Here is an 11899-nt window from a genome sequence, read left to right as displayed (position 1 = left end):
CGTTGGTGCCGCCGGTCCTCATCAACGGCAGGCCGACCGGCTCCAGCAGATCAGCCCTGCGGTGTGAGGTCGAATACCAGCCGCCCTGGCGCAAGATAGTCGTCGCGGTCCAGCAGCATTCGCACCTCCGGCCGCTCACCCTCCGGAATCCGGGCCACTTCCTCGTGCAGCGGCGTCCGGAACGCCTCACCCCGGGCGGTGATCAGCGGCAGCCAGTTGTCGTGATGGTTGGGCACGAACACCTTCGGCCGCAGCGCCTCGATATAGCTGCGCGGGTCACGCAGCCCGTTGGCGAACTGGTTGTACCCCTGCACCGCGCCGATGTGCACGTCCGACGCCGGCAGCGCGCGCAGCACATCCAGGACGTGCGGAGCCTTGTCCAGCAGCGGGCCGGAAGAATCGTGCCAGGTCAGCACGAAATCACCGAGCCGGAACTGGTACAGCAGAACTCCGCCCTCCGGCGCGAGTAGATTGCGCGCCAGGTGTCCGGCGTCGGCCAGCCCCGGGGGATAGGCGCGGATATCGCACAGGCAGGGCTTGGGTCGCACGGGTGCGGAGGCATCCGCCCCCTCGCGCCGGGGTGTCCGCGCCGAGTGCAAGTGGCGCACCGCGGTCACCGAAAGCCCCGGCGCGAGCTCGAAGTCGTAGCGGTCGCCCGACGCGGACTTGCTGGAACCCAGTTCCTGACAAGCCAATTCGGCCCCGCCCACCTGCTTGCGAGCCGTCGCGCAGTGCTCGGCTGTCCCGTGCACCACGGCACCGCTCGCCCGCGCGATCGCCCCCGCATCGGCCGCATGATCGAAATGGCCGTGCCCGATGAAGATCGCCGCCGGATCCAGCGCCGCGACCTCCTCCGGCCCGGTCGGCACATACCCGGAGGTCGCCCCGCGCGGCACCCACGCGTCCAGCAGAAACACCACGCCACCCATGGCCACCGCGAAACTGGCACACCCGAACCAGGAAACCAGCACCTGATCCTCCCGCACCGCCCCGCTCACCGGGTCCACCGCCTCCGCACCGAAAAAGCGCTGACGTGCGGCAATGGTCTGACTACTGGCCACCCGGTACCCCTTTGTCTCGCATCACAGCGGACACCGCCCGCCGCCGCCCCGCATTCTGCCTCCCTCCGACCGACCTGTCACCCAACCACCCTCATCCCAGATCCCCGCACAACACTCGGCCCGTCGGGTACCGCGATGGCGTCCGGAGTGGTGGATTGGGTTGTGCTGCCGCCCGGGCGTCGCGGTGCGCTTGGCCCGCAGTGGGGCAGTCGGAGCACGTCGCATATGCACCCAAGTCCTACCCGCACTGCGGTCGACCGCATCTCTTGGCCCGATGGCGCGAGCACGGTCGCAACACCACCGGCAACGATGCCGCCGGCCGCACGGCGACCACGCGATGGTCCTCGACACGTCTGGCTCGAGTCTCGCCGAGATGTTGTGCGGTGGGACGACAGCGGGCGCCGCTGTCGTCGTCAATCGCCGGTCCGTCACCGTCAGGGGCAGCACCAGATACACGTGCGCTGCTGAGCGCGTGGCCATACCCGAGTGCGGACGCCGCCCATCAGACCTTCGATCGTCCGAACTTGCTGAGGCTGAAGCCGAGATGGTGTCGCCACCCGGTTCTGGAGATTGGCGCAATCGCATCTGTTCGATGGTCGACACCCCGATTCCGGCGGTAAACCACTGCCTCACCGATCGGCTCGCTCGTCGGCCGGGGACGGGCCGGCGGGCGGCGTCGACGAAAGCAAGGAGCGGGTTGTCAAGGGTCGCTCGCGCACTCGTGGAGGTAACCGAGACCTTGCCGTTGCCGTGGGCTATCGGTTGGTGAATCCTGGAATCACACCGTGACTAAGCGGTCGGTAAATGTTCAGCCTGCTGTTAATCAATCAGCGTTGCATCGTATTCAGAGGTAGCTGAACGACGGCTGCTCCGAGGGCAATTGGGGGCTCATCATGTACAACGACGTGCATGCGGCCGCGCGGGAACGCGATGACCACAAGTACACGATGCGCATCAGCCGGCTGGCAATCGACAAACTCGGCATTCGGCTCTACGACAGGGTCTCGGCGGTCCTGGCCGAACTCATCGCCAATTCCTACGATGCCGACGCCACCGAGGTAGAGGTCGTGCTGCCGTGGGGTGCGATGCTGGCCGGAACCGTCAGGGCCGCAGACGAACCGGCATACGAGATCGTCGTCTCCGACAACGGGCACGGGATGACCGCGGAGGAGATCAACGAGCACTATCTGATGGTCGGGTCCGACCGGCGCGTGCGCACCGGGTCCGATCTGTCCCGGGAACGGCGACGGCCGGTGATGGGGCGCAAGGGAATCGGGAAGCTCGCCGCTTTCGGCATCTGCCGCACCATCGAGGTGATCACGGCGGGCAGCCGGGACGACGACCGAACCCCCCTGGGCTGGACCGTCTCCCACATCGTGATGGACCTCGACGACATGCTCTCCGACACCGAGAGCGACTACTTCCCCCGCCCCGGCCGGCTGGACGGCACGTTCGCCTCCCAACGGGGCACCACCGTCATTCTGCGGAATTTCTTTCGCAAGCGGGTGAATACGGGAACCGAACTGAACCGGCAGCTGGCGGCCCGTTTCGGCATCGAGCGTGCGGATTGGCGGGTCGAGGTGCGCAATGCCATCGGCCCGGAGAGCTTCATTCTCAGCCAGCTGCCGATCGACGTCATGGAGGAGACCCGGATCGACGCCGGCCGGGTGCCGGTGCGATTCGGGCGGCAATTCCTGCCGGTGACGGGCTGGATCGCCTATTCGAAGCAGCCCTACCGGGACGAGGCGATGGCCGGGGTCCGCATTTACGCGCGCGGCAAGATCGTCGCGCAGACAAGGGATTTCGGCATCTCCGCCGGATTCACCGGCGAATTCAAACTGCGCTCCTATCTGGTCGGCGCCATCCACGTCGACTGGCTCGACGATGACGACGATCTCGTCCGCTCCGACCGCCAGGACATCATGTGGAGCTCCCCGCGCGGTGAGGCGCTCGCGCAGTGGGGCCGGGCGCTGATCAAGGAGATCGGCAGGCTCGGCGAGAAATCCATCCGCCGCCGGGTCTGGGAGGAGTTCGTCGAGCGCTCGCGCATTCACGAGACCCTCGACGCCATCGCGCCCGGCGACCGCGTGTTCCGCGACTCCGTCCTGGACGCGGCGCGAATCCTGGTGGCGCACAAGGATCGTGCCTCGATGGACGATCCCGCGCACATCGAGAACATGCTGCGGCTGGCGTTGTCGCTGGGCCCGCAGCGCAGCCTGCTCGACACCCTCAAGGAGATCGCCGAGGACGCCGACCCCGCACTGGACGTGGTGGTCGCGCTGTTCGAGCGGGCCCGGGTGGCCGAGATCTACTCGCTGGGCCAGATCGCCAGTGAGCGTGTCGCCGTGGTGAACCGGCTGCGCTCGCTCATCGACGACCGCCGCTCCCTGGAACGACCCTTCCAGGAGCTCATCGAATCCGCCCCCTGGCTGCTCGCCCCCGAGTGGACCCCGCTGGGCATGAACGAATCCCTCAAACGCGTGCGCGCCAGCTTCGAACGCTGGTACGCACAGAAATTCGGCACGCCGCTGGTGACCACGTCCATCGGCAGCGAGAAGCGCGAACCCGACTTCGTCCTGCTGCACGACTCCGGCGAACTGTGGATCGTCGAGATCAAGCGCATGGATTACCACCTCACCGACGAGGAGTACAACCGCGCCGTCAACTACCTCTACGAGCTCGACCACTTCCTCGACGAGAACCCTCGCATCGGCGCCCAATTCCCGCGCCGCCGCCTCACTTTCATCGTCGACCATATCGACAAGCTCGGCCCCGCGTCCCTCTCCTCCCTGGTCAGCGACCACCGAGTGGACCGCCGCACCTGGCGCGAACTCCTCGACGCCACCCTCCGAGCCCACCGCGACTTCCTCGAACGCGTCTACGCCATGCGCGATCCCGAAGCCGACGAGAACACCCCGCCCCGAAACATGCGCGCCGGCTGAGGAAACCAAGGTCAGGGAGCCCTCACCGGGGAGATCCCCGAATCGCCACCACCAGCGCTCCCTGACCGCCAGCGACCCCGGGGTGGGGTCGCCCGCGCCGCATTGTCAGCGCCGGGCCGGAGGGGCACGGCCCGCGTGACGCGGCAATGCGCGATGCGGGGCGCGGTGCCCGGGCCGAAGAAGGGCCGGCCCGGGCACCTGCGGCGGACAGCGCCGCGAAAGATGAGGCACCTGGCCGTGACTCGCGGTGACCTCGTCCCGCGGACGCGAATATACAAATGCGATGCGGCGGTCGTGCTGGGGTGACACTCGCACGACCACCCTGGGCGAACCAGGATCAGGCAGCTCTCGGTGCGGAGACTTCTCCGTATCGCCTCCATCACAGCTCTCTGATCCTGGTCGGGAAGTTGGTGGGACATGCGTCTGTGGGGACGGTTGTGGTGGTGCGGATTCGAGGCGAAACGGGATGTGCGGGAAGGGCGTTGGCCAGGAGATTCGGCGCAGTGAAAGTCGGCGGGTGAGTGATGCGTGGGGGCAGGGAAATTCGATAGGGAGGTAGGGCCGTGTGAGTTGTCTTGGCCGTGGGAGCGGCTGGGCGGGCGTGGCGGCCGACCGTGTGGGCCGGGGGCGTGACACCATGGACCGCGGCACGCGCGGGGGCGTGGGAGTCCGGTCGGATCGAGAAGGTTTGGTAATGGTGCACGGCACGGTGAAGTGGTTCGACAGCGAAAAGGGGTTCGGGTTCCTGAGCCCGGACAGTGGCGGGCCGGACGTGTTCGTGGAGTACACCGCGGTGGAGGGCGAGGGCTTCCGGTCGCTCGTGGAGGGGCAGCGGGTCGAGTTCGAGGTGCGGCGCACCAAGCCGGGGCCCGAGGCGCTGATCGTGCGGGTCATTGCGGGAGCCGACTACTGAGTCGCGGCGTCCGGCCGGACACGCAGCGCGGCGGCCGTCCCGAGATGATCGGGGCGGCCGCCGCTGCGTGATGCTCGGGGGATTCTGTCAGCCGTGCAGCCGGCGCCGGAAGAACTCCGCGCATAGAGCCTGTGCATGTTGCCGGTGGGCCGCGTTGTCCCCGGCGAATTCCGCGGCGGCTCGCTCGAATTCGCTGGAGATGAACGTCGCGATCGGTTCGGGCACGCTGCCGGCGCCCATTTCCCGCGTGCGGGATTTCAACTCGGTCAGTTCTTTCACCGCGGTAGTGAAATCGTCGGGAAGGCCGCATTCGTCGAGCAGGGTCGACAAATGCATCGGCGCCACCGCTTTATCCGGGTATTCGTGTAGCCAGCGCAATGCCATGGCCGGCCGCAGCGAATAGAAAACCTTTTTCAGCGAACGATTGGTGTCGAAGAGACGCCACTGCCGGCGTCCCAGATGCAGGTAGTGCCGGGCCACCCGGTTGCGGTCGGCGACGTCGTCGGCCAGTGCGCGCAATTCGTCCCGGAATTGCGTGTCACCGCGGTAGACGATCGGAGACATCAGCCATTCGATGAGGACCGCGTTCCCGTTCACCAGCAGGCGCAGCGCCTTCACGAGGTCCCAGCCATTGACATCGAGTAAGCCAACCAAAGGGGTCTCGATGACGTCGCGACCGGGCCAGGGGGTGAGGTAGTCGTCCAGCGGCCGGAGGAAGACGAAGCGGCAGTCGTAGTCCGAGTCGGGGGAGGGGAAGCCCCAGGCGCGGCTGCCGCTCTCGATGGCGAGCAGCACGTCGACGCGGTGTTCGCGCACGATCCGGTCCAGTTCGCCGTCGATCGTGGCGACCACCGCCGGGTCCATGGAAGCAGGGATCGAGCGCAGGGTCATGGCGGTCGACGTTAGCGCCCCGGGATCCCGCTGGTCCACGCGTTTTCCGTGCGCCCAAGCCCTCAGAAATAGGGGCGTGATAGCCGCGTTATATGGCGGGAATTCGACACTCATATGAATGGTGCCACAGAATCCTGATGGCGTGACGCCGGTCACATAACGTAAATCCCTCGTAACAGGCCGTGAAACCGGCTCGATAGGCTTCACGTCAGAAAGTTCGTACGGAATTCAGAAGAGGTATTTTCATGATCCCCGTTATCATCGACACCGGTTCCGCTGCCCTCAACGGCCTGCTCGACACCGGTTCGGCCGCGCTGCACGGCATCCTGTCCACCCTGTGGACCGGCTCCTTCGGCCGCTAGGAACTGCTGACGTCGATTACTCGACTTTCGAAAGCCCGGCCCCGGACTCCGTAGCTCCGATGCCGGGCTTTCGGCTATCCGTGAAGGGTGTCTCAACGCCCTGAATTGCGCCTCCAGAGCATGCAAGTCCGTCGAAGTCAGCCGAAAGTCGAGGCCATACTTTCGCTGAGACACCTTCCGGCAATGCCCTATTTCTGGCTGCGCCGTGGCCGACATCATGATCGCCGCTGCGGACCGGGCCGCCGACACACCGGCCCGGTGGGATGCCGACCTGCCGGCCGCCGGCATGGAACCCGCAGGTGAGAACCGATGCACCGGAAAGATCCACGCGAGAACGGGTATCGGGGCTGTCATTGTGAATATCGAAGCGCTGCATCCACTGGCGCAGATCTGGATCGACGGCGCGGTGGCAGATCCGATGCTGACGGCCGAAGTTGCCGCCTGAGCCGTGCTCCCGGAGCCGCTTCCGGATCTCCGACACACGCTCCGGGTAAACCCGCAGTTCACGGGTTTGATGGCAGTTGCCTACCAGGCGGTAAAACACCCCGGATCCCAGCGCACTAAGCTATCGCCCGTAAATCCCGGAACCCTTCCTCAGGAGTACCCCACCGTGAGCCAAGCAGGCCGTCCTGTTGTTCTGATCGCCGACAAGCTCGCCCAGTCGACCGTCGACGCGCTCGGCGACGGTGTCGAGGTGCGCTGGGTCGATGGCCCCAACCGCCCCGAGCTGCTCGCGGCCGTGCCGGAAGCCGATGCGCTGCTGGTTCGTTCGGCCACCACCGTCGATGCCGAGGTGCTCGAGGCCGGCAAGAACCTCAAGATCGTCGCCCGGGCCGGCGTCGGCCTCGACAATGTCGACGTGCCCGCGGCCACCGAGCGCGGCGTCATGGTCGTCAACGCGCCGACCTCCAACATCCACACCGCCGCCGAGCACGCCGTCACCCTGCTGCTCTCGGCCGCCCGCCAGATCCCGGCCGCCGACGCCACCCTGCGCGAGCACACCTGGCAGCGCAGCAAGTTCAACGGTGTCGAGATCTTCGGCAAGACCGTCGGCGTCATCGGCCTGGGCCGCATCGGCCAGCTGTTCGCGCAGCGCCTCGCCGCCTTCGAGACCAAGGTCATCGCGTACGACCCCTACACCTCGCCGGCCCGTGCCGCCCAGCTGGGCATCGAGCTGCTGACCCTGGACGAGGTGCTCGAGCGCGCCGACTTCATCTCCATTCACCTGCCCAAGACTCCTGAGACCAAGGGCATGCTGAACAAGGAGACGCTCGCCAAGACCAAGAAGGGCGTCATCATCGTCAACGCCGCCCGCGGCGGTCTGATCGACGAGCAGGCCCTGGCCGACGCCATCACCTCCGGCCACGTGCGCGCCGCCGGTATCGACGTCTTCGAGACCGAGCCGTCCACCGACAGCCCGCTGTTCAACCTGCCGCAGGTCGTGGTGACCCCGCACCTGGGCGCCTCCACCGCCGAGGCCCAGGACCGCGCCGGCACCGATGTCGCCAAGTCCGTGCAGCTCGCCCTCGCCGGCGAATTCGTGCCCGGCGCGGTGAACGTCACCGGTGGCGCGGTCAACGAGATCGTCGCCCCGTGGCTGGACATCGTCCGCAAGCAGGGCGCGCTGCTGGGCGCCCTCGCCGACGAGCTGCCGGTCTCCATCGAGGTCCAGGTCCGCGGCGAGCTGTCCTCGGAAGACGTTGCGGTGTTCGAGCTCTCGGCGCTGCGCGGCGTGTTCTCGGCCCTCATCGAGGACCCGGTGACCTTCGTCAACGCCCCGTCGCTGGCCAAGGACCGCGGCCTCGAGGCCTCCGTCACCACCCACAGCGAGAGCCCGACCCACCGCAGCCTGGTCGACCTGCGCGCCGTGTTCGGCGACGGCCGCACCCTGAACGTGGCCGGCACCCTGACCGAGCCCGCCCAGGTCGAGAAGATCGTCAACATCAACGGCCGCAACTACGACATGCGCGCCGAGGGCCTGAACCTGGCCGTCCTCGCCTACGAGGACAAGCCCGGCCAGCTCGGCCGCCTGGCCACCAAGCTCGGCGACGCGGGCATCGACATCCTCGCCGCCCAGCTCACCCAGGACCTCGACCAGGAAGGCGCCACCGTCGTCCTGCGCGTCAACAAGGAGGTCCCGGCCGAGGTCCAGACCTCCATCGCCGAGGCCGTCGGCGCGGCCAAGGTCGCCCTCGTCAGCCTGGACTGAGGCAGACCTCGCGCAATGCGATGAGGGCCCCTTCCACGGACAGTGGAAGGGGCCCGATGCGTTCGAGGGGAAGTATCAGCGACCCGGTCGGTGATCCCGGGCTTCGATCGCGTCGCGCGCCTCGGCCAGACCGGCCGTCGGGTCCTGATCCCGGTACAGCTTGATGGCCTGGATCTTCTTGCCGCGCTGCAGGAGATCGTCGATCGCGCCGTAGTCGATGACGCCGCTCGGATCGGCGATACCCAGATGCTCGATGATGAGATCGATCTTGCGTTCCAGGCGATGAAGTTTGCGCTCGAGTCGGAGATTGTCGAACATCCACCGAACACTACCGACGCCGCCATGATTGATGAATGCGAGGAAAGACGCCGCCGACCGAGCCGCTGTCCGCGCGGGAGCGGCGCAATCTGCTGATCGGGAGCACTGTCGTCGTCGCGTTGATCGTGGCGGGGGTGGTGGCGTGGGCGGTGCTCGATCATCGGCCGGATTACTCGCGCTCCGAGAATGGTTGTGTCGCAGTGCTTTCCGCTGGGACGATGGGTGGTCAGCAGCAGCGGGCGTGTGGCAGGCAGGCGCAGGAATGGTGCCGGACGGTGGCGGGGCAGCAGGACGCTCTCGCCCTGCGCGTGCAACAGGAGTGCCGCCGCGCGGGAATTCTGCCCTAGCCCGCGTGCCGTCGCAGCGCCGCCACGAACCGGTGCGAGCGGCCGGTGATCCCACTGGTTGGGAGCGATTCGCCCTGGTGAAAGGGGTTACGGGCGTACCCGCTATGGTGGCCGGTGACTCTCCTGCCAGCGCGGAGAGGATCACCCGCGCGTCTTATCGAACGGAGCATGGATTTCATGAAACTGGCTGTCATTCCGGGCGACGGTATCGGTCCCGAGGTCATCGCCGAGGCCCTCAAGGTGCTCGACGTGGTGGTGCCCGGTGTCGAGAAGACCGAATACGACCTGGGGGCCAAGCGGTTCCATGCCACCGGCGAGATCCTCCCGGACAATGTCATCCCGGAGCTCAAGCAGCACGACGCCATCCTGCTGGGCGCCATCGGCGACCCGTCGGTGCAGAGCGGCCTGCTCGAGCGCGGCCTGCTGCTGCGCACCCGCTTCGAGCTGGACCACCACGTGAACCTGCGCCCGTCCAAGCTGTACCCGGGCGTCACCAGCCCGCTCGCGGCCAACCCGGACATCGACTTCGTGGTCGTGCGCGAGGGCACCGAGGGCCCCTACACCGGCACCGGCGGCGCGATCCGCGTCAACACCCCGCACGAGGTGGCCACCGAGGTCTCCACCAACACCCGCTTCGGCGTCGAGCGTGTGGTCCGCTACGCCTTCGAGACCGCGCGCAAGCGCCGCAAGCACCTGACCCTGGTGCACAAGAACAATGTGCTGGCCTTCGCCGGTTCGCTGTGGTCGCGCACGGTCGCCGAGGTCGGCGCGGAGTACCCGGACATCGAAACCGCCTACCAGCACATCGATGCCGCCACCATCCACATGGTCACCGACCCGGGCCGCTTCGACGTGATCGTGACCGACAACCTGTTCGGCGACATCATCACCGACCTGGCCGCCGCCGTCTCCGGTGGCATCGGCCTGGCCGCCTCCGGCAATATCGACGCCTCGGGCACCAACCCGTCCATGTTCGAGCCGGTGCACGGTTCGGCCCCGGACATCGCGGGCCAGTCCAAGGCCGACCCGACCGCCGCGATCCTCTCGGTGTCCCTGCTGCTGAACCACCTCGGCAAGGCCGAGGAGGCCGCCCGCATCGAGGCCGCCGTCGCCAAGGACCTGACGTCGCGCTCGGGCGCCGCCTCGACCGTCGAGGTCGGCGACCGGATCGCCGCCTCGCTCTAGCGTTCCACGGTCAAGCCCCCGTTCCCGCGACCGCGGGAACGGGGGCTTTTCCTTGTTCACGGCCGGATATCGAGCCCGACAAGGTGATTCGCCGGTCCGTACCACCCGGCGAATCGTCGAAACCCGACTACTTCACACGCTTCGTCCGTTCCCTCCTCGTCGCCGAAATGCAATCCTGGGAGGGGTTTCGTTGAAACCTCCTGGGCCAGTGAGGCATATCGCAGATTTTTATTCGTATGCGAAAACGTAACGGGCACAGCTCTTCCGGATTTGCCGGCGATCCGCCGGTCACCGGGAACCCGTGGGCACCAACGGGACTGCCGCCAGCGCCACCACCGCCGCCAGCAGGTAGGTGATCGGAAAACCGGCCGCGGTGATCAATGCGCCGAAGGCCGGGGCGATCACGGCCGCCGCCAGGTTCTGGCCCGTGTTCTGGACACCCAGCCCGCGACCCGACCAAAAGGGACCGGCGATCTCGGCCACCGCCGTGAAGGCCAGGCCGTTGTCGGCCACCGTGATGACCGAGGCCGCGACCAGAATCGGGACGGCCGCCCACCACTGGTGTGTCCAGGCCGCTACGGCCAAGGCGGACATGGAGATTACGGCCGCGATCGCCACCGTGCGCAGCGGCCGCAACCGGCTGCCCACCCGATCCGACCAGATCCCCGCGCCGATTCGCCCTCCCGCGCCCAGGATTTGGGTGGCCGTGACCAGCGCCCCCGCCGCCGGCAGCGACATGCCGACATCCCGATGCAGCCACAGCAGGCCGAAGGTCCAGATGGTGGCCTGCGGGATCACCAGCAGAATCGACACCCCGTGAATGCGCCACAGCGTGGAGTCGCCGCGGTACGGGTTGGCGGGACGCCCTGCGCCCCCGGCGGATTCGGGGCGCGGCGGATCCACAATCCCGAACAGGCAGCCGATCGCGGCCGCGCCCGCCATGGCCGCGGGGACCAGGACGGCCATCGAGAACCCGTGTGCCGCAGCGACGGCCGGAATGGTCATGGCGCCGACGGCCACGCCCAGCGGCTGGGCGGCCTGCCGGATGCCCATGGCCATCCCGCGCTGATCCGGCGGGAACCAGCCCACGATGACCCGCCCGCTGGCGGCATTGGTGCTGCCCGCTCCGGCCCCGGCCAGGAACAGCAATACGCCCAGCGCAACATAGTTCGAGACCGTCGCCGCCGCCGCGCCCGCCGCGAACATCAGCGCGGGACCGGCCACCAGGGCCTTGTGCTCGCCCACATGATCGACGATCCAGCCCCACGCGATCAACGTGCAGACCAGGCCGACGGTGGGCATGGCGACCAGCAGACCGGCGGTGGCCAGCGGCATTCCGCGCTGGGTCAGTGCGGGCAGCAGGAAGGCGGTGCCGTGCACCAGCGCGGCGCTGGAGCTCTGGGCGAAGACACCGAGCGCCAGCATGGTCCACCGTCGTGTCGTCCCGATTTGTGTCACGGTGGCCATGGCCCTCACCTCAGTCTCACTATATGGAATCAACGTCCTACTGTGTGAACATCGGATCTCACCGTACACGTGATGCGCAAGACGATTTCTGGGACGAGCTGTCAGTTTGCTCACACTCGCCCACTGATCTTGTGAGTCCACTCGCGAGACCCGAGTTCGCTTGCGTATAAGGGCTTTCCACATTCGGATCGGGGCGATGCGGGC

The 11899-nt window shown here is 67.4% G+C and carries 10 protein-coding genes; 6 read left to right on the top strand and 4 right to left on the bottom strand.

Features of this window, described 5'->3' with window-relative positions:
• Window positions 1–50: 50 nt before the first annotated feature.
• A complete protein-coding gene (locus tag ABZV44_RS19595) occupies window positions 51–1061 on the bottom strand; it encodes an MBL fold metallo-hydrolase (protein WP_354837914.1) in 1011 nt (336 codons plus the stop codon).
• 893 nt (window positions 1062–1954) lie between these two features.
• On the opposite strand from ABZV44_RS19595, the gene ABZV44_RS19590 reads away from it, so the two are divergent.
• Together ABZV44_RS19590 and ABZV44_RS19585 are read left to right on the top strand one after the other, a co-directional pair.
• Window positions 1955–4003 (top strand): ATP-binding protein, encoded by a 2049-nt coding sequence (locus ABZV44_RS19590; protein ID WP_354837912.1) that lies wholly within the window; start codon window positions 1955–1957, stop codon window positions 4001–4003.
• A gap of 694 nt (window positions 4004–4697) precedes the next feature.
• Window positions 4698–4916 carry a cold-shock protein gene (locus ABZV44_RS19585; protein WP_354837910.1) on the top strand — a complete coding sequence of 73 codons (219 nt, stop codon included), beginning with the start codon at window positions 4698–4700 and terminating at the stop codon, window positions 4914–4916.
• A gap of 87 nt (window positions 4917–5003) precedes the next feature.
• Here the strand turns inward: ABZV44_RS19585 and ABZV44_RS19580 are convergent, their stop codons facing one another.
• A complete protein-coding gene (locus ABZV44_RS19580; RefSeq protein WP_354837908.1) occupies window positions 5004–5807 on the bottom strand; it encodes a nucleotidyltransferase domain-containing protein in 804 nt (267 codons plus the stop codon).
• 567 nt (window positions 5808–6374) lie between these two features.
• On the opposite strand from ABZV44_RS19580, the gene ABZV44_RS19575 reads away from it, so the two are divergent.
• On the top strand, window positions 6375–6614 hold the full coding sequence (locus tag ABZV44_RS19575) for a hypothetical protein (RefSeq protein ID WP_354837906.1): 240 nt from the start codon (window positions 6375–6377) through the stop codon (window positions 6612–6614).
• Between the two features lie 165 nt (window positions 6615–6779).
• Entirely contained in the window at window positions 6780–8378 is a 1599-nt protein-coding gene (gene serA / locus ABZV44_RS19570; RefSeq protein WP_354837904.1) for a phosphoglycerate dehydrogenase, read from the top strand.
• Between the two features lie 75 nt (window positions 8379–8453).
• On the opposite strand, the gene ABZV44_RS19565 is transcribed toward serA, so the two are convergent.
• On the bottom strand, window positions 8454–8696 hold the full coding sequence (locus ABZV44_RS19565; RefSeq protein WP_354837902.1) for a hypothetical protein: 243 nt from the start codon (window positions 8694–8696) through the stop codon (window positions 8454–8456).
• A 35-nt stretch (window positions 8697–8731) separates the two neighbouring features.
• Here ABZV44_RS19565 and ABZV44_RS19560 point away from each other — a divergent pair, with 35 nt between their 5' ends.
• Both ABZV44_RS19560 and ABZV44_RS19555 read left to right on the top strand, forming a co-directional pair.
• The gene (locus ABZV44_RS19560) at window positions 8732–9043 is read left to right on the top strand and encodes a hypothetical protein (protein ID WP_354837900.1); all 312 of its coding nucleotides are present in this window, start codon (window positions 8732–8734) and stop codon (window positions 9041–9043) included.
• 177 nt (window positions 9044–9220) lie between these two features.
• Entirely contained in the window at window positions 9221–10228 is a 1008-nt protein-coding gene (locus tag ABZV44_RS19555) for a 3-isopropylmalate dehydrogenase (RefSeq protein WP_354837898.1), read from the top strand.
• A gap of 288 nt (window positions 10229–10516) precedes the next feature.
• Here ABZV44_RS19555 and ABZV44_RS19550 read toward each other — a convergent pair whose 3' ends face one another.
• A complete protein-coding gene (locus tag ABZV44_RS19550; protein ID WP_354837896.1) occupies window positions 10517–11695 on the bottom strand; it encodes an MFS transporter in 1179 nt (392 codons plus the stop codon).
• Window positions 11696–11899 lie beyond the last annotated feature (204 nt).

It is taken from the genome of Nocardia sp. NPDC004860, from assembly GCF_040609015.1.
Lineage (GTDB): Bacteria > Actinomycetota > Actinomycetes > Mycobacteriales > Mycobacteriaceae > Nocardia.
This window is presented reverse-complemented; position numbering and strand designations above follow the sequence as displayed.